The following is a 16469-nucleotide window of genomic DNA, read 5'->3' as shown; positions in this document are numbered from 1 at the left end:
CTGGGCCCCCGCCCCCTGGAGGGGTGGCCGCCCTTCTGTCGCTTCAGGCCCGCTTCCAGGCCCTTGGCGGCTTACTTGCCCTTGGCGGCTTCCTTGAGCTTCGAGCCCGCGGAGACCTTCACGCTGTAGCCGGCCGGGATGTTGATCGGGTCGCCGGTCTGCGGGTTACGAGCGGTGCGAGCGGCACGGTGGGTGCGCTCGAAGGTCAGGAAGCCGGGGATGGTGACCTTCTCGTCGCCCTTGGCGACGATCTCGCCGACGGTCTCGGCGAGAGCGGCCAGCACGGCGTCGGCGTCCTTGCGGGTCACCTCGGCGCGGTCGGCCAGGGCGGCCACCAGCTCACTGCGGTTCATGTTTGTACTCCCGTGTTCTTCTTGCCTGTGAGGCGTGAGATCGATGCCGATGCTGCCAGGGCCCTCGGACAGTCCCCGGACCCGGGTCTGCTGACAGACCCTCGCGCCCGAATAGGCATCCTGCCCCCACCAGCGGCGGGAACGCCAATCCGGCACCCTCTGGGGTCACACGAAAAGCGCCACGGCCACTGGCATGGTGACGTTCCGTCCACTCCGCAGAAACTCTTTGGAGCCGAAGGGCCACCCTAAAGGCGGGTTTGGGGCACCGCGACCCGCGACGCGCCGTGCACGGGGGCGGACGTGGAGCGGGTCACGCCCCACGCCGCCCCTACGAGCCCGGTCAAAGCCCCGTCAGAGCCCCGTCAGAGCCCGTTCGTCCCGTTGTCGGCGCCCGCGCCCGCCGCCTTCGCCGCGGTGCGGACGGCGCCCGCCACCGCGCCCGCGACCTTGTCGTTGAAGACCGACGGGATGATGTAGTTCGGGTTCAGTTCGCCCTCGGTGACGACGTCGGCGAGCGCCGCGGCGGCCGCCAGCATCATCTCCGTGTTGACCGTGCGGGACTGGGCGTCGAGGAGACCGCGGAAGACACCCGGGAAGACCAGCACGTTGTTGATCTGGTTGGGGAAGTCCGAGCGGCCGGTGGCCACGACGGCCGCCGTCTGACGGGCGATCGCCGGGTCCACCTCGGGGTCCGGATTCGCGAGCGCGAACACGATCGCGTCGTCCGCCATCGCGGCGACGTCGTCCGCGCCGAGCACGTTCGGGGCCGAGACGCCGATGAAGACGTCCGCGCCGACGACGGCCTCCTTGAGGGTGCCGGTGACGCCCTCGGGGTTGGTGTTGTCGGCGATCCAGCGCAGCGGGGTGCCCGGGGCGGCCTCGACCAGGTCCTCGCGGCCCGCGTGCACGACGCCGTGGATGTCGGCGACGACGGCGTGCTTGACGCCCGCGGCGATGAGCAGCTTCAGGATGGCCGTACCGGCCGCGCCCGCGCCGGACATGACGACCCGTACGTCGCCGATGCCCTTGCCCACCACGCGCAGAGCGTTGGTGAGAGAGGCGAGGACGACGATCGCGGTGCCGTGCTGGTCGTCGTGGAAGACCGGGATGTCGAGGGCCTCGCGCAGCCGCGCCTCGATCTCGAAGCAGCGGGGCGCGGAGATGTCCTCCAGGTTGATGCCCGCGAAGCCGGGGGCGATCGCCTTGACGATCTCGACGATGGCGTCGGTGTCCTGGGTGTCCAGGCAGATCGGCCACGCGTCGATGCCGGCGAAGCGCTTGAAGAGGGCCGCCTTGCCCTCCATCACGGGCAGGGCGGCCATCGGGCCGATGTTGCCGAGGCCGAGGACGGCGGAGCCGTCCGTCACGACTGCGACGGAGTTGCGCTTGATGGTGAGGCGGCGGGCGTCCTCGGGGTTCTCTGCGATCGCCATGCACACGCGGGCCACGCCCGGGGTGTAGATCATGGAGAGGTCGTCACGGTTGCGGATGGGGTGCTTGGACGCCATCTCGATCTTGCCGCCGAGGTGCATCAGGAACGTACGGTCGGAGACCTTGCCGAGGGTGACGCCCTCGATGGTGCGCAGCTGCGCGACGATCTCGTCGGCGTGCGCGGTGGAGCTCGCGGCGATGGTGACGTCGATCCGGAGCTTCTCGTGGCCGGAGGCGGTCACGTCGAGGCCGGTGACGGAACCGCCGTGGGACTCCACCGCCGTGGTGAGCTGGGAGACCGCGGTTCCGCTGGCGGGAACCTCCAGCCGGACCGTCATCGAGTACGAGACGCTGGGCGCCGTTGCCATGGCCGACTTCCTCTGCTTTCCCTGAGCTTCGTTGCTACGCCGCCCCGGCTGATCGCCCGGCGGCGCCCTCCGATCGTCGCACCTACCCGCCGGTAGCAGGTAATGCGGTCATTTCGTTTTCGGAAAGTAGTTTCCACCATACGAGAACCTGCGGGGAAACAGAAGAGGTCCGCGATCACCCGGGGGTGACGCGGACCTCTTCTGTATGTACGTACAAGATGGCACCGACCCGCCATGCTCGCCTCGCGGCAAGTGGTCCCTCTAAGGGACGAAGGTTGGGCCCGGGGGCTTGGATCGAGCCGGTGCCATAGACAGGCTAACAAACCACTCTGGTAAGTGATTCCTGCGACGCAGGTTGACCTGAAATCAGTCCCGGAGCAGGTCGGGGACCCCCGCCTCGTCCGGTACGTCACGGGCGCCCGAGACCACCGTCAGCTGCTGGGTGGCGCGGGTCAGCGCCACGTACAGGACCCGCAGGCCGGCCGGGGACTCGTCCGCGATCTCCGCGGGCGAGACCACCACCGTGGCGTCGTACTCCAGGCCCTTGGCCTCCAGGGAGCCCAGCGCCACCACCCGGTCGCCGAGCTCGGCGAGCCAGCCGGCGGCCTGCCTGCGGCGGTTCATGGCGACCACGACGCCGACCGTCCCGTCCACCCGTTCGAGCAGCCGGCGGGCCTCCGCCCGTACGGTTTCGGCCAGATCGTCCTTGCCGGGCAGCGCCACGAAGCGGGGCTCCACGCCCGTCGATCGGACCGCGCGCGGCGACTCCTTGCCGGGCATGGCGAGGGCGAGCACCTTGGCGGCCAGTTCGGCGATCTCGGCGGGGTTGCGGTAGTTCACGGTCAGCTCGAAGCGGCGGCGCGGGCGGCTGCCGAGCGCCTCGTCGCGGGCCTCGGCGGCCTCGTCCGGGCTGGACCAGGAGGACTGCGCGGGGTCGCCGACGACCGTCCAGGTCGCGGTGCGGCCGCGCCGGCCGACCATCCGCCACTGCATGGGCGTCAGGTCCTGGGCCTCGTCGACGATGACGTGCGCGTACTCGGTGCGCTCCGCCGCGAGCCGCTCGGCCCGCTCGCGCTGCGTCTCCTCCCGTACGGGCATCAGCTCCTCCAGGCCCGTCAGCTGGTCCAGCGGGTCGTACTCCCGCCTCTTGCGGGGCCGCGCCGGGGAGCCGAGGAGGGTGTGCAGCTCGTCCAGGAGCGCCACGTCGTGCGCGGAGAGGCCCTCGCGGCGCAGCGAGCGGGCGAGCCTGCGGATCTCGCCCTGGTTGAGGACGCGCCGGGCCCAGCGGCCGAGGCGCTTCTCGTCGCCCATGGCGTCGAGGACCTGGCGCGGGGTCAGCTCGGGCCACCAGGCGTCGAGGAAGCCGAGGAAGGCGTCCTCGGTGGAGATGTCCTCGTCGAAGGAGGAGCGCAGCTCGGCGGCGAGCTCGGGGTCGCTGTGCCGCCCGGCCGCGCCGGACTTGGCGTACAGGGCGTCGAGCAGCAGCTTGCGGGCGCGCGGGCGCAGCAGGTTGACGGGCGCGGAGCCGCCGAGGACGTTGTGCCGGACGCGCTGGAGGTCGTCGGCCTCCAGCTCCAGGCGGCGCCCGAAGGCGACGACCCGGAGGCGGGTGGGCGTGCCGACGGGAGCGGCCGCCTCCTCGTCGTCCAGGGCGAGCTGGGCCTGCGGCACGGGGGCCGGGCTCTCCAGGGCCCCGCGGGCGGCCTTGCGGAGCACGGCGAGCATGCGGGAGGAGCCCTTGACGCGGGCGACTGCCGGTTCGTCGTACGTGGTGGCCTCCGCGCCGTCCACGAGCGAGCCGAGCGCGCGGATCGCGACCTGCCCCTCCTCGCCGAGCGAGGGCAGCACGCCCTCGGTGTACGAGACGAGCAGCGGCGTCGGGGAGACGATCAGGATGCCGCCCGCGTACCGGCGCCGGTCCTGGTAGAGCAGGTAGGCCGCGCGGTGCAGGGCGACCGCCGTCTTGCCGGTGCCGGGGCCGCCCTCGACGTACGTGACGGAGGCGGCGGGCGCGCGGATGACCAGGTCCTGCTCGGCCTGGATGGAGGAGACGATGTCGCGCATGGTGTGGCTGCGGGCCTGGCCGAGCGCGGCCATCAGGGCGCCGTCGCCGATCACCGGCAGCGCGCGCCCGTCGAGGGTCGCGGTCAGCTCCGGGCGCATCAGGTCGTCCTCGACGCCGAGGACCTTGCGGCCCTTGGAGCGGATGACCCGGCGCCGCACCACGCGGCCGGGGTCGACCGGCGTGGAGCGGTAGAACGGCGCGGCGGCCGGCGCCCGCCAGTCGATGACGAGCGGGGCGTAGTCGGAGTCCAGGACGCCGATCCGGCCGATGTGGAGGGTCTCGCCGATCTCGGCCGTGTTGTCGGGCCGTACGGCGTCCTCGGCGGGCTCCACGGACGTGTACGCGCCGTCGGGGCCCTTCTTGCCGTCCTTGCCGTACAGCAGGTCGATCCGGCCGAAGAGGAAGTCCTCGAACTCGTTGTTGAGCCGGTTGAGGTGCACACCGGCCCGGAACACCTGGGCGTCCCGCTCCGCGAGCGCGCCGGGGGTGCCGACCTGGCCGCGTTTGGCGGCGTCGTTCATCAGGAACTCCGCCTCGTGGATCTTCTCCTCGAGGCGGCGGTAGACCTTGTCCAGATGTTCCTGCTCGACACCGATCTCACGGTCGCGGACCGTATCGGTGGCGTCCATGGCGGCCATCGCCTCCACGGCTTCCTGCGCGGCCACTGAGGCCCCCTTCTGACGTGCACTGGGCAGCCGTCGAGCGTACGCCACAGGGGGGCAAAATGTCAGGCCTCGACCTCCACGAGGCGTTCGCCGTCGAAGGTCCGTACCTCGAAGTGGTCGATGTCGCCCCGGTCCATGGCCGCTCCGCCGTGCACGTACAGCGGGTTCTTGGCGGACTCCTGGGTGGCGCCGGGTATGCCGTACCCCCACTTCGGCACGGCCCAGGAGGTCACGATCTCCTCCTCGCCGGTCTTGGAGACGGCGACGAGCCGGCACTTCAGGGGGCCCTTGACGTTCTTGAGCTCCAGGACCGTGTGGGTGCCCCAGCCCTTCTTCTCCAGGCCGACGGTGGCGCTGACCTTGGTCGTCGGGTCGGTGGCCTGGAGCTTCTCCTCCATGTGGTTGAAGAAGGCGTCCTCGGCGGGGCTGGTCGGGTGCGGTTCGATCGCCACGTGGTCCGTCCCGCCGCCGGAGGTGGCGACGACGGCGACGGCGGGACCGCCGACGACCAGGATCGCGGCGGCCGCGACGAGGTAGAAGGAGCGGCGGCGCGAACGGGCGCGCTTGGCACCGACCTCGTCGATGAGCCGGTCGAGCAGCTCGGGCGCGGGAGCGACGGCGATCGGCTCGACGGGACCGCGGCGCGGGCGGGGCAGCGGCGGGCCGGGCACGACGGCGGGCGCCGGCGGCCGGGGCGCGAAGGCGTCGAAGACGTCCTCGGCGTACGGGTCGGGCCCCGGCGGGCGGGGAGCGCCCTGAGCGGCCCCCGAGTCCGCCAGCATGGCGAGCATCGGCTCCATCCCGGCGAACTCCTCCATGTGCGCGGCGCACACATCGCAGTCCACCAGGTGCGCCTCGAAGGCGGCGGCGTCGACGTCGTCCAGGATGCCCAGCACGTACGCGCCCGCCGCGTCGTGCGGCGGTGTCATGTCGTTGCTCATGCCGATACCCCCCTCTCCTCCAGCGCGAGCTTCATCGAACGAAGTGCGTAGAAAACCCGGGAACGCACGGTCCCTGCGGGTATGCCGAGAGTCTCGGCCGCCTCGTTGACCGTACGCCCCTTGAAGTAGGTCTCGACCAGTACTTCCCGGTGGGCGGGGGTCAGATCCTCGAGTGCGTCAGAGAGCGTCATCAGCCACAGAGCCTTGTCGATCTCGTCCTCCGCGGGCAGGACCTCGAGCGGTGACGGATCGACCTCCTGCGGCCGGGCCTGCCGGCTTCGGTGCCCGTCGATGACGATGCGCCGGGCAACCGTCACCAGCCAAGGTCGGACGGAGCCGGTCGCCCGGTTGAGCGCGCCGGCGTTCTTCCAGGCACGGATGAGCGTCTCCTGCACGACGTCCTCGGCACGCTGGCGGTCGCCGGCGACGAGACGGAGTACGTAGGCGAGCAGGGGACCGGCATGTTCGCGATAAAGAGCACGCATCAACTCCTCGTCGGGGACGTCGGGGCTGACCCGCGACGTCTCGCTGCGATGCCGGGCCCGATGCGGACGTTCATCGGCCACGGCCGCATCCTTGCGCACCTGAACCTCCCCGGTCGAGTCCTTCTTGTCGAGCAGGGGTACGGAGGGGGGTGCGGGTTCGACTCAACGGCGCGCGAACTTTTTTCCGGGGCTCCCCACCACCGCTCCGAGCACCCGTCACGCGGGCGTGTCGGCCCGCCGCGCTGCCCGATGCCGGGCAACGCGCTCACGGTTGCCGCAGGCCTCGCTGGAGCACCAGCGGCGGCGGCGACCGCGCGAGGTGTCGAGGTAGCAGCGGCGGCAGTCGTCGCTCTCGCAACGGCGAAGCAGGGCGCGGGCGGTGGGGTCGGTGAGCAGGTCGACGGCGTCCCGGGCGACGGCGGCGAGCAGGGCTCGGCAGTCGGGTTCGGCATCCAAGGCCCGTACGAGCCCGCCGGTTTCGGTGCGTACGGCGCGGGGCGCGGGCGGCGCGGAGGCGGCGGCGAGGACGTTGAGCCGCTCCAGGGCCCGGTCGGCGGCGCGCCGGCCGTCGAGCTGGGCGTGCGCCAGCTCACCGACGCAGTCGCGCAGTTCGCGGAAGCGCACGACCCAGACGACGTCGATCCCGCGGAGCGGGGTGGCTGCGGGGACGAGTCCGGCGGTCCGCAGGAAGTGGTCGAGCGCCCGGGGATCACGGAGCGGTTGGGCGGCCAGGTCCAGGCTGATCCGGCCGGAGTCGAACCGTACGGTCATGCCCCTGTCACCACCTCACGATCGGAAGCAGTCGTCCCGACCAGAGTGCCGAGCCGGGACGGGTCCGGCTACCCCTGTGGCGGGGACTCGTCGTGCAGGATCCGCTGGAAGAGGTGGTGATCCCGCCAGGTGCCGGACGTAGACGCCCGCGTATGGAACCTGGACGCGCGCCCATGGATCCTTTCGCCCGGGGCGACTTGACTGGGGGCCATGACGAACAACAGGGGCGGGAAGGTCGCCGGAGCGGTTCTGACGGCGGCGACGGTGGCGACGGGACTGGTCGCGGGGGTGTGGTTCGCGTACGTGTGCTCGGTGATGCCGGCACTGGGGCGCGCGGACGACCGGGTCTTCGTCGAGGTGATGCGGAGCGTCAACGACGTGATCCAGAACCCGGTCTTCTTCACACCGTTCTTCGGGGCGCTGATCCTGACGGCGGTGGCGGCATGGCAGCTGCGGGGAACCGCGGCGAAGGTCTGGGTGCTCGCGGCGCTGGTCCTCTACACGGCCGTGTTCGTCGTCACCTCGGCGGTGAACGTCCCGCTCAACGACGCCCTCGCGGCGGCCACCGACCCGGTACGGGCCCGTGCGGACTTCGAGTCCCCGTGGGTGGCCTGGAACCTCGTCCGGGCGGTCCTGACGACGGCGGGATTCGCCTGCCTGCTGCGAGCGCTGTCGGTACGGGGACGGTGAGGGGCGCCGCGCCCCTAGGGCCTCTCGTCGAGAGGCCCTACCCGTCGTACTTCGTGTCCGCCACCGGGTCCACGGCGAGCCGGTAGCCGCGCTTGACGACCGTCTGGATCAGCTTCGGGGTGCCGAGGGCCGTCCTGAGCCGGGCCATCGCCGTCTCCACCGCGTGCTCGTCCCGGCCCGCGCCGGGCAGGGCGCGGAGCAGGTCGGGGCGCGAGACCACCCAGCCGGGGCGCCGGGCCAGCGCCGCGAGCAGGGCCATCCCGGCCGGCGGGACCGGGCGCAGCAGGCCGTCGACGAGGACCCCGTGGCCGCGGATCTCGATCCGGTGACCGGCCACCGGCAGGCTGCGCGCCCGGGCCGGCAGTTCCTGGCAGAGCAGCTGGACCAGCGGGCCGAGCCGGTAGCGCTCGGGCTGGAGGGTCCCGATGCCGTGCGCCTGGAGCGGCAGCGCGGTCACCGGCCCCACGCACACGGCGAGGGCCGCGTGCCGCAACGCTTCGACGAGTTCGGGCAGCGCGCCCCGGTGCTCCGCCCGGGACAGCAGCGAGGCCGCGGCCGGCGCGCTGGTGAAGGTCACCGCGTCGAGCGCGCCCGCCAGGACCCCGTCCAGGAGCCGGTCGAGCGGGCCGATGTCCTCGGGCGGCATCCATCGGTAGACGGGGACGACGACGACCTCCGCGCCGCCCGCCGTCAGCGCCTCCACGAACCCCGGCAACGGCTCCCCGTGCAGCTGGAGCGCGATCCGCCGCCCCACCACCCCCTCGGCGAGCAGCCGGTCGAGGACCTCGGCCATGGACTCCGACGACGGCGACCACGACTCGGTGAGCCCCGCGGCCCGTACCGCGCCCTTCACCTTCGGGCCGCGGGCGAGCAGCTCCACGCCCCGTAGACAGTCGAGGAGTTCCTCGCCGTGCCCCCAGCCGTCGGCCGCCTCGACCCAGCCCCGGAAGCCGATCGCCGTCGTGGCGACGACGACGTCCGGGGCGTGGTCGATGAGTTCCTTGGTCGCGGCGAGCAGTTCCGTGTCGTCCGCGAGCGGCACGATCCGCAGCGCCGGGCCGTGCGTCACGGCCGCGCCCCGGCGGCGCAGCAGCGCGCCGAGTTCGTCCGCGCGCCGTGCCGCGGTGACTCCCACGGTGAACCCCGCGAGGGGCCCCTGCTCTTGCTCGTCCATGAGAGCCGAGCCTGACGGCGAACCGTGACGGACGCGGTTCACCTGGATTTCCTGCCCGTTACGGCCCACTGGAGGCTCACACCTCGGCGTAACCGGGCTGCCGGGCCTTCTCCCTGGCACCGTCGCCACCCTCGACGCCCTCGGCCGTGTCCGGTACGACCGCCGGCCGGCGAAGGTATACCGCCCAGGTCACGACCATGCAGGCCGCGTAGAAGAGCAGGAAGGCGACGAACGCGGCGGTGCCGGTGCCCGAGGTCTGGAAGGACTGCCGGAAGGCCAGGTTGATGCCGAGCCCGCCGAGCGCGCCCACCGCCCCGATCAGCCCCATGGCGGCCCCGGAGAGCCTGCGGCCGTACGCCTCCGCCGCCTCGCCCGACAGACCCCGGCGGTGCCCCTGCGCGAGGAAGATCGCGGGGATCATCTTGTACGTGGAGCCGTTGCCGAGGCCGCTGAGGACGAAGAGCCCGATGAAGCCGACGAGGAAGACGGTGAGGGACTCGACGACCGAGGCGTAGACCACGACCCCGGTCGACGCGGCCATCGCGGCGAACGTCCACAGCGTGATGCGGGCGCCGCCGTGCCGGTCGGCGAGGGAGCCGCCGACGGGCCGGATCAGCGAGCCGAGGAGCGGGCCGATGAAGGTGAGCGAGGCGGCCTGGAGCGGGGTGCGCCCGAACTGGGTCTGCAGGACGAGCCCGAAGGCGAAGCTGTAGCCGATGAAGGAGCCGAAGGTGCCGATGTAGAGGAAGGCCATGATCCAGGTGTGGCCGGCCCGTACGGCCTCCTTCGCTGCGCCGGTGTCGTTCTTCACCGGGGCGAGGTTGTCCATGAAGAGCGCCGCGCACAGGGCGGCGACGACGATCAGCGGGATGTAGACGCCGAGGACGATCCGCGGGTGCAGCGCGCCGGCGGTGCCGATGACGAGCAGGCCGACGAGCTGGACGACGGGGACGCCGATGTTCCCGCCGCCCGCGTTGAGCCCGAGCGCCCAGCCCTTCTTGCGGAGCGGGAAGAAGGCGTTGATGTTGGTCATGGAGGAGGCGAAGTTGCCGCCGCCGACCCCGGTGAGCGCGGCGACCAGCAGGAACGTGCCGTACGAGGTGCCCGGCTCCATCACCGCGTAGGCGACGCCCGTCGGCAGGAGGAGCAGCAGCGCGCTGACGATCGTCCAGTTCCGGCCGCCGAAGCGGGCGACGGCGAAGGTGTACGGGACGCGGATCAGCGCCCCGACGAAGGTCGCGGTCGCGATCAGGAAGAACTTGCCCGCCGGGTCGATCCCGTACTGCGGCCCCATGAAGAGGACCATCACGGACCACAGGCTCCAGATGGAGAACCCGATGTGCTCGGAGAGCACGGAGAAGACCAGATTGCGCCGGGCGATCCGTTCTCCCTTTTCCCGCCAGAAGGTCTCGTCCTCCGGCTCCCAGCGTTCGATCCACCGGCCGCCCATCACGTACCTCCACGGTGTCGGGTCCCGAGCGTCCAGATGCTCTGGACCTCTGTGCGCTGACGCTAGGCAACCCGCGTTTCGGGGCCGGTGGCGTGAAGTGACGGGTACGGAACCTAGCTCTCACCGGACCCGCACAACCGCTGTGAGCCTCCGGGCATGACAAAGGCCCGGCGGTCGTCGTGACGACTGCCGGGCCCGTGCCCACATGGGATGAGTGGAGATGGCGGGAATCGAACCCGCGTCCAACGGTGCGGAATCAGGGCTTCTCCGTGTGCAGTCCGCTTCGATTTTCTCGGCCCCGGAGATCACGCGGACAAGTCTCCGACGGGCTCAGTCACTGTTTGATTTCCTTCCAGGCCCCGTGACCGGGCCTAGAAGTTTAGATCCCTGAATGATGCCAGGATCCGGGTCGGGATCACCCCCGGGCTGACACTTCGCAAGTCGCTACTTAGGCAGCGAGGGCGAAGGAATCGCGCTTGGTGTTGGCGATTATAGGTTGCGACATATGGTTTACGAGATCATTGCCGCTTCCTCGACACGCTTCCCCTGCTTCGACATCCGCTGTCGAAACCGATCATCCCCATGTTGATTTTTCAATGCGCGCACCCGCTGTGAGGTGCGTGACCCATCGTACGTGACGAACGCGTACGGTTGCCAGCGACTTAACGGAGCCCTACGACGCGAGCTTGGCCGCCCGCTGGCGCCGCTTGGCCGCCGCGATCGCCCGGCTCGTCTCGCGGGTGTCCTGCTTCTCTCGCAGCGTCTGCCGCTTGTCGTACTCCTTCTTGCCCTTCGCGAGCGCGATCTCGACCTTGACCCGGCCGTTGAGGAAGTACAGGGCGAGGGGCACGATCGTGTGGCCCGTCTCCTGGGACTTCGACTCCAGCTTGTCGATCTCGGCGCGGTGCAGCAGCAGCTTGCGCTTCCGCTTCGCCGAGTGGTTGGTCCAGCTGCCCTGGGAGTACTCCGGTACGTGGATGTTGTGCAGCCACGCCTCGCCGCGGTCGATCTGGACGAAGCCGTCGACCAGCGACGCCCGGCCCATCCGGAGCGACTTCACCTCGGTGCCCATGAGCACCACACCGCACTCGTAGGTGTCGATGATGTGGTAGTCGTGGCGCGCCTTCTTGTTCTGCGCGATGATCTTGCGCTCAGGAGCCTTCTCAGGGTCCTTCTTCTTGGCAGGCTTGCCCTGCACGTTCACGAGTCCCTTTGCCATAGTGCGGCCATTTTCGCACTACGAGCCCCCTCCGAGGCCACTCAATACTGTTCTCGCCCGCTCCTCGGCCCGCTCGCCCTTGCTGTCGCCGACCACCAGGTCCGGGGTGATGCCGAGGCCGTCGACGCCGTGACCCGCCGGAGTGCGGTAGTGGCCGACGGTCAGCTCGGCGACGGAGCCGTCGGGCAGCGTGCTCGGCATCTGCACCGCGCCCTTGCCGAAGGTGCGCGAGCCGACGGTGACGGCCCGGCCGCGGTCCTTGAGGGCGCCGGTGAGCAGCTCGGCGGCGCTCATCGTGCCGCCGTCGACCAGCGCCACGACGGGCCGGGCGGTGTCGCCGCCGCTCTGCGCGTACAGCGCGCGCTGCTCGCCGTCGATGTCGTACGTGGCGACCAGACCGCCGTCGAGGAAGGCGGAGGCGGCCACGGTGGCCTCGGCGACCAGGCCGCCGGCGTTGCCCCGCAGGTCCAGGAGGACCCCGGCGCCGGCCGGGGCGGCCCGTACCGCCTCCCGTACCCGCTCGCCCACGCCCTTGGTGAAGGCGGCCACCTTGATCAGCACCGCGCCGTCGTCGAGGCGCCGCACGGTGACGTCGTCGTTGGCGAGCCGGGCCCGGGTCAGGGTCTCGGTCCAGGCGGCGCGGCCGCGCTCGACGCCGAGGGCGACGGTGGAACCGGCCCGGCCTGCGCCGTCGCCGCGCAGCAGGGCGACGACCTCGGAGACGGAGAGCCCGGCCAGGGAACGCCCGTCGACGGTGACGAGCCGGTCGCCGGCGCGCAGCCCGGCCTTGGCGGCGGGTCCGCCGGCCTGGACGCGGGAGATCTCGATCCGGTCCGCGCCCGCCTTGCGCGCGGAGAGCCCGACACCGGTGTACGAGCCGTCGAGGGCCTGCTCGAACTCCTCGAACTCCGCCTTGCCGTACACCGCGCCCCAGCGGTCGCCGCTGCGGCTGACGAACTCCTGGGCGGCCTGCTTGCCGGACTTCCCGTCGGCCATCGCCTCGGCGGCGGCGCGGGAGAGGTCGGCGGGATCGACGGTGTCCCGGTCCCTGGCGGGCGCCGCCTGCGGGGCGCGCTTCAGGGCGGTGGGCTCCTGCCGCGGCAGGGCTCCGGTGGCCGCGGCCGTCGCGAGGACCCCGGCGAAGACCAGCGTCAGGGCGGCCCCGCGCAGGACTCCGCGGGGCCGCGGACTGGGGTCGGGGCCGGTAGGCATGGCGCTCACTCTAGGACAAAGCAATGGCGCCGTACGGTGGTTGACCGTACGGCGCCAAGGGTGTCTGAGGGGTCCTTGTCACACCTTCAGGTACTTGCGCAGCGCCACGAAGGCCGCAAGGGCCGGCATCAGCAGGCCGATCGCGATGACGAGCGGCAGCTTGGCCAGGACGGCGTCCCAGCCGATGAAGTTGACGAGCTGCATCTTGTCGGCGAGGGCGATGCCGTGGTCGATGAGGAAGTACCGGCCGACCAGGAGCATGACGCAGGCGACGGCGCCGCCAAGGAGTCCGGCGAAGGCGGCCTCCATGATGAACGGCATCTGGATGTAGAAGCTGGAGGCGCCGACCAGCCGCATGATGCCGGTCTCGCGCCGTCGGCTGAAGGCGGAGACGCGCACCGTGTTGACGATCAGCATCAGTGCGATGACCAGCATCAGCCCCATGATGCCGAGGGCGGCGATGTTCATGCCGTTCATCAGGTCGAAGAGGTTCTGCAGGATGTTGCGCTGGTCCTGCACGGACTCCACGCCGTCCCGGCCGGCGAAGGCGGTGGCGACGACCTTGTACTTCTCCGGGTCGTCCAGCTTGACCCGGAACGACTCCTGCATCTGGTCGGGCGTGATGACCGAGGCGATGGCGGTGTCGCTGTACTGCTCCTTGTAGTGCTTGTAGGCCTCGTCGGTCGTCTCGTGGTGGACGGACTCGACGATGTCCATCTTCTTCAGATCGGCCTGGATCTGCTCCTTCTGCTGCGCGGTCACCGCGCCCTTGGCGCACTTGGTGGAGGCGGCCGCGTCGTTCTTGTTGCAGAGGAAGATGGAGACGTTGACCTTGTCGTACCAGTAGTCCTTCATCGTGCTGACCTGCTCGCGCATGAGCAGCGCACCGCCGAAGAGGGCGAGCGAGAGGGCCACGGAGACGATGACGGCGAAGGTCATCGTGAGATTGCGGCGAAGGCCGACGCCGATCTCGGAGAGCACGAACTGAGCGCGCATGGTGATCTATCCCCTACCTGCTCAGTGCTGGTATCCGTAGACGCCGCGCGCCTGGTCGCGGACGAGGCGGCCCTTTTCGAGCTCGATGACGCGCTTGCGCATCTGGTCGACGATGTTCTGGTCGTGGGTCGCCATGACGACGGTGGTCCCTGTCCTGTTGATGCGGTCGAGCAGCTTCATGATGCCGACGGAGGTCTGCGGGTCGAGGTTGCCGGTGGGCTCGTCCGCGATCAGCAGCATGGGCCGGTTCACGAAGGCCCGGGCGATGGCGACGCGCTGCTGCTCACCACCGGAGAGCTCGCCGGGCATCCGGTCCTCCTTGCCGCCGAGGCCGACGAGGTCGAGGACCTGGGGCACGGCCTTGCGGATCTCGCCGCGCGGCTTGCCGATGACCTCCTGGGCGAAGGCGACGTTCTCGGCGACGGTCTTGTTGGGCAGCAGCCGGAAGTCCTGGAAGACGGTCCCGAGCTGGCGCCGCATCTGGGGCACCTTCCAATTGGAGAGCCGGGCGAGGTCCTTGCCGAGGACGTGCACCTGGCCGTGGCTGCAGCGCTCCTCGCGCAGGATCAGCCGGAGAAAAGTCGACTTTCCGGAGCCGGAGGAACCGACGAGGAAGACGAACTCCCCCTTCTCGATCTCCAGGGATACATCCCGGAGCGCGGGGCGGTTCTGCTTCGGATAGGACTTGGAGACGTTGTCGAATCGGATCACGGATGCACCACGGTCGGCCGGGAGTAGGTGTGCGCGACCTTACGCGACCGGGGATGGCCCGCGCAGTCGCGGTCCCGGCTTGCGTGCTTTATCCTTTTCGCCCTTCAGGGCGGAAGCGATGCGATCCGGGTGTAATCCGACGGGGCGCGCCGAAACGCGTCGGAGCTGGCACAGTGGTAGGGGGAACGCTCGGGTGCCACCGGGCGTTGTCGTTGTTGTGAAACCCGTGTGGACCGCTGTGCGGGAGGAGGAGAGCGCATGACGTATGACCGACTGGTGTGCGCCAACTGCGCGGCCCCCGTCGCGGAGGGTCGCTGCCCCGTCTGCCGCGCGAACCGAGAGCGGCTGGACCCGTCGACGGGCCTGACTCCGGCGATGGTACTGGCCCTGGTGATCGCCCTGCTGGCGACGCTGGCCCTGCTGGCGGCACTGCAGGCGGCGTAGACCCCGCACGCGAGCCAGAACGTGAGAGAGGGCCGGGGGCGTACCCCCGGCCCTCTCGTACGCGCTCGTGGCGCTTACACGCCTAGACGCTCATGCGCTTGTGCGCGACCGCTCGTCTTTCAGACGGCGGCGCGGCCACCGCCGACCAGACGCGGCAGCATCCGGAAGCCGATGCCACCGGCGATCATGGTCGCGGCGCCGATGATCAGGAACGAGGTCTCGGCGGCGCCGGTCTCAGCCAGCTCCTCCTTGGCCTTGCCCTGCTCGACGGGCTGCGAGCCGGCGTTGTCGGTGTCGGGGTTGTTGCTCACGCACTCGGCCCCGTCGAGGTCGACGGTGCAGGTGCCGGTGCCACCGTTGGTGGAGGAACCACCGTTGTCGCCGTTACCGCCGTTGTTGCCCTGACCCTCGTTCTGACCACCGTCGTCGCCCTGACCCTGGCTGGTGCCGGTCGAGGTACCGGTGGACGTACCGGTCGAGGTACCGGTGGACGTGCCCGCCGAGGTACCGGTCGACGTACCCGTCGAAGTACCCGTGGACGTGCCCGCCGACGTACCGGTCGACGTACCCGTCGAAGTACCCGTGGACGTGCCCGCCGACGTACCCGTCGAAGTACCCGTGGACGTACCCGCCGACGTACCGGTCGAGGTACCGGTGGACGTACCCGTCGAGGTACCGGTCGACGTACCCGTCGAGGTACCGGTGGACGTACCGGTCGACGTACCCGTCGAAGTACCCGTGGACGTGCCCGTCGAAGTACCGGTCGACGTACCCGTGGACGTGCCGGTCGAGGTACCGGTGGAAGTACCCGTCGACGTGCCCTCCGAGGTGCCCTCGGACGTACCCTCAGAAGTGCCCTCCGAGGTGCCCTCAGAAGTACCTTCCGAGGTGCCCTCAGAAGTACCTTCCGAGGTGCCCTCGGACGTACCCTCGATGGTGCCGACGGAGGTGTTGCCGCCGTCGTCGCCTGCGGTGATGTTGACCCCGGCGTCAACGCCCTGGTTGGTCACGGTGACGTCGGCCTCGATGCCACCGACGGCCTGAGCGGCGCCCGCGACAGTGAGCGACGCGCCGGCCGCGATTACCGCACCGGCAGCTATCCGCGCAACGCGGACCCGCGTCTTCTTGGTCATCTGGCTGCTACCCCCAGTAGCTCAATCTCGTCTGTAGAGCTGCGCTCGGGGCTCCGGACACCGGGGGCGCCACACTCACTGGCCCCACCCCCGTGTACACGCGCCCCAGAGATACGCATGCAACGTGCCACCCTTCCGAGTTTCCGCATACGCGTCAAGGTCGTTGCGCGTGCGATGCCCGAAAGATCACCAGTTGCCCGCCATGCGGGGATGCAACTGTGACGTAAACGTGGAACTACCGCCGCCCCAAGGCCAGTTCCCATGTCGACAAAGCGTCAGGAACACCAAATTCCCCCTTGCGCCCGCGAATCGAGACGCGCGCACGAAACGGCACCGGGCCCTCGCGTGCGTACGCGAGGGC

At 70.5% G+C, this 16469-nt stretch carries 16 protein-coding genes and 1 other RNA gene; 3 read left to right on the top strand and 14 right to left on the bottom strand.

The window, feature by feature from the left end; genetic code table 11:
- Positions 1 to 71: 71 nt before the first annotated feature.
- The 6 genes from ACFWRO_RS23670 to ACFWRO_RS23645 all read right to left on the bottom strand — a co-directional run bounded on the left by ACFWRO_RS23670 (position 72) and on the right by ACFWRO_RS23645 (position 7079).
- Positions 72 to 353, bottom strand: coding sequence for an HU family DNA-binding protein (locus ACFWRO_RS23670; protein ID WP_003968811.1), 282 nt, complete (start codon positions 351 to 353; stop codon positions 72 to 74).
- Between the two features lie 362 nt (positions 354 to 715).
- Positions 716 to 2152, bottom strand: coding sequence for an NAD-dependent malic enzyme (locus ACFWRO_RS23665; protein ID WP_384513051.1), 1437 nt, complete (start codon positions 2150 to 2152; stop codon positions 716 to 718).
- A gap of 366 nt (positions 2153 to 2518) precedes the next feature.
- A complete protein-coding gene (locus ACFWRO_RS23660; protein WP_384513128.1) occupies positions 2519 to 4855 on the bottom strand; it encodes a HelD family protein in 2337 nt (778 codons plus the stop codon).
- Positions 4856 to 4944: 89 nt separating this feature from the next.
- A complete protein-coding gene (locus ACFWRO_RS23655) occupies positions 4945 to 5823 on the bottom strand; it encodes a zf-HC2 domain-containing protein (RefSeq protein WP_384513050.1) in 879 nt (292 codons plus the stop codon).
- A complete protein-coding gene (locus ACFWRO_RS23650) occupies positions 5820 to 6407 on the bottom strand; it encodes a sigma-70 family RNA polymerase sigma factor (RefSeq protein ID WP_362011878.1) in 588 nt (195 codons plus the stop codon). The genes ACFWRO_RS23655 and ACFWRO_RS23650 overlap by 4 nt, the downstream gene beginning before the upstream one ends.
- A 117-nt stretch (positions 6408 to 6524) precedes the next feature.
- Positions 6525 to 7079 carry a CGNR zinc finger domain-containing protein gene (locus ACFWRO_RS23645; protein WP_384513049.1) on the bottom strand — a complete coding sequence of 185 codons (555 nt, stop codon included), beginning with the start codon at positions 7077 to 7079 and terminating at the stop codon, positions 6525 to 6527.
- Between the two features lie 210 nt (positions 7080 to 7289).
- On the opposite strand from ACFWRO_RS23645, the gene ACFWRO_RS23640 reads away from it, so the two are divergent.
- Positions 7290 to 7769 carry a DUF1772 domain-containing protein gene (locus ACFWRO_RS23640; protein WP_384513048.1) on the top strand — a complete coding sequence of 160 codons (480 nt, stop codon included), beginning with the start codon at positions 7290 to 7292 and terminating at the stop codon, positions 7767 to 7769.
- Between the two features lie 37 nt (positions 7770 to 7806).
- Here ACFWRO_RS23640 and ACFWRO_RS23635 read toward each other — a convergent pair whose 3' ends face one another.
- The 7 genes from ACFWRO_RS23635 to ftsE all read right to left on the bottom strand — a co-directional run bounded on the left by ACFWRO_RS23635 (position 7807) and on the right by ftsE (position 14531).
- Complete coding sequence (locus ACFWRO_RS23635) at positions 7807 to 8943, bottom strand: uroporphyrinogen-III synthase (RefSeq protein WP_384513047.1); 1137 nt, start codon at positions 8941 to 8943, stop codon at positions 7807 to 7809.
- Positions 8944 to 9019: 76 nt separating this feature from the next.
- Positions 9020 to 10393 (bottom strand): nitrate/nitrite transporter, encoded by a 1374-nt coding sequence (locus tag ACFWRO_RS23630; protein ID WP_384513046.1) that lies wholly within the window; start codon positions 10391 to 10393, stop codon positions 9020 to 9022.
- A gap of 212 nt (positions 10394 to 10605) precedes the next feature.
- Positions 10606 to 10975, bottom strand: a transfer-messenger RNA (tmRNA) gene (ssrA, locus tag ACFWRO_RS23625).
- Positions 10976 to 11066: 91 nt separating this feature from the next.
- Complete coding sequence (smpB, locus tag ACFWRO_RS23620; RefSeq protein ID WP_384513045.1) at positions 11067 to 11612, bottom strand: SsrA-binding protein SmpB; 546 nt, start codon at positions 11610 to 11612, stop codon at positions 11067 to 11069.
- A gap of 18 nt (positions 11613 to 11630) precedes the next feature.
- A complete protein-coding gene (locus tag ACFWRO_RS23615; RefSeq protein WP_384513044.1) occupies positions 11631 to 12824 on the bottom strand; it encodes a S41 family peptidase in 1194 nt (397 codons plus the stop codon).
- A gap of 78 nt (positions 12825 to 12902) precedes the next feature.
- Positions 12903 to 13820 carry a permease-like cell division protein FtsX gene (ftsX, locus tag ACFWRO_RS23610; protein ID WP_384513043.1) on the bottom strand — a complete coding sequence of 306 codons (918 nt, stop codon included), beginning with the start codon at positions 13818 to 13820 and terminating at the stop codon, positions 12903 to 12905.
- Between the two features lie 21 nt (positions 13821 to 13841).
- Complete coding sequence (gene ftsE / locus ACFWRO_RS23605; RefSeq protein WP_260229593.1) at positions 13842 to 14531, bottom strand: cell division ATP-binding protein FtsE; 690 nt, start codon at positions 14529 to 14531, stop codon at positions 13842 to 13844.
- A 258-nt stretch (positions 14532 to 14789) separates the two neighbouring features.
- On the opposite strand from ftsE, the gene ACFWRO_RS23600 reads away from it, so the two are divergent.
- Positions 14790 to 14975 carry a hypothetical protein gene (locus ACFWRO_RS23600; RefSeq protein ID WP_384513042.1) on the top strand — a complete coding sequence of 62 codons (186 nt, stop codon included), beginning with the start codon at positions 14790 to 14792 and terminating at the stop codon, positions 14973 to 14975.
- Positions 14976 to 15094: 119 nt separating this feature from the next.
- Here the strand turns inward: ACFWRO_RS23600 and ACFWRO_RS23595 are convergent, their stop codons facing one another.
- Positions 15095 to 15286: an LPXTG cell wall anchor domain-containing protein gene (locus tag ACFWRO_RS23595; protein WP_384513041.1), complete on the bottom strand. Its 192-nt coding sequence runs from the start codon at positions 15284 to 15286 to the stop codon at positions 15095 to 15097.
- 133 nt (positions 15287 to 15419) lie between these two features.
- Between ACFWRO_RS23595 and ACFWRO_RS23590 the strand changes: the two genes are divergently transcribed.
- Positions 15420 to 16019: a hypothetical protein gene (locus tag ACFWRO_RS23590; RefSeq protein ID WP_384513040.1), complete on the top strand. Its 600-nt coding sequence runs from the start codon at positions 15420 to 15422 to the stop codon at positions 16017 to 16019.
- Positions 16020 to 16469: the final 450 nt, after the last annotated feature.

The sequence above is a fragment of the Streptomyces sp. NPDC058579 genome (assembly GCF_042718575.1).
Classification (GTDB): Bacteria; Actinomycetota; Actinomycetes; order Streptomycetales; family Streptomycetaceae; genus Streptomyces.
This window is presented reverse-complemented; position numbering and strand designations above follow the sequence as displayed.

Excerpts from the sequence above, each read along its gene's own strand:
- ACFWRO_RS23670 (WP_003968811.1), bottom strand. The coding sequence starts at position 353 with ATGAACCGCAGTGAGCTGGTGGCCGCCCTGGCCGACCGCGCCGAGGTG.
- ACFWRO_RS23665 (WP_384513051.1), bottom strand. The coding sequence starts at position 2,152 with ATGGCAACGGCGCCCAGCGTCTCGTACTCGATGACGGTCCGGCTGGAG.
- ACFWRO_RS23660 (WP_384513128.1), bottom strand. The coding sequence starts at position 4,855 with ATGGCCGCCATGGACGCCACCGATACGGTCCGCGACCGTGAGATCGGT.
- ACFWRO_RS23655 (WP_384513050.1), bottom strand. The coding sequence starts at position 5,823 with ATGAGCAACGACATGACACCGCCGCACGACGCGGCGGGCGCGTACGTG.
- ACFWRO_RS23645 (WP_384513049.1), bottom strand. The coding sequence starts at position 7,079 with ATGACCGTACGGTTCGACTCCGGCCGGATCAGCCTGGACCTGGCCGCC.
- ACFWRO_RS23640 (WP_384513048.1), top strand. The coding sequence starts at position 7,290 with ATGACGAACAACAGGGGCGGGAAGGTCGCCGGAGCGGTTCTGACGGCG.
- ACFWRO_RS23635 (WP_384513047.1), bottom strand. The coding sequence starts at position 8,943 with ATGGACGAGCAAGAGCAGGGGCCCCTCGCGGGGTTCACCGTGGGAGTC.
- ACFWRO_RS23630 (WP_384513046.1), bottom strand. The coding sequence starts at position 10,393 with ATGGGCGGCCGGTGGATCGAACGCTGGGAGCCGGAGGACGAGACCTTC.
- smpB (WP_384513045.1), bottom strand. The coding sequence starts at position 11,612 with ATGGCAAAGGGACTCGTGAACGTGCAGGGCAAGCCTGCCAAGAAGAAG.
- ACFWRO_RS23615 (WP_384513044.1), bottom strand. The coding sequence starts at position 12,824 with ATGCCTACCGGCCCCGACCCCAGTCCGCGGCCCCGCGGAGTCCTGCGC.
- ftsX (WP_384513043.1), bottom strand. The coding sequence starts at position 13,820 with ATGCGCGCTCAGTTCGTGCTCTCCGAGATCGGCGTCGGCCTTCGCCGC.
- ACFWRO_RS23600 (WP_384513042.1), top strand. The coding sequence starts at position 14,790 with ATGACGTATGACCGACTGGTGTGCGCCAACTGCGCGGCCCCCGTCGCG.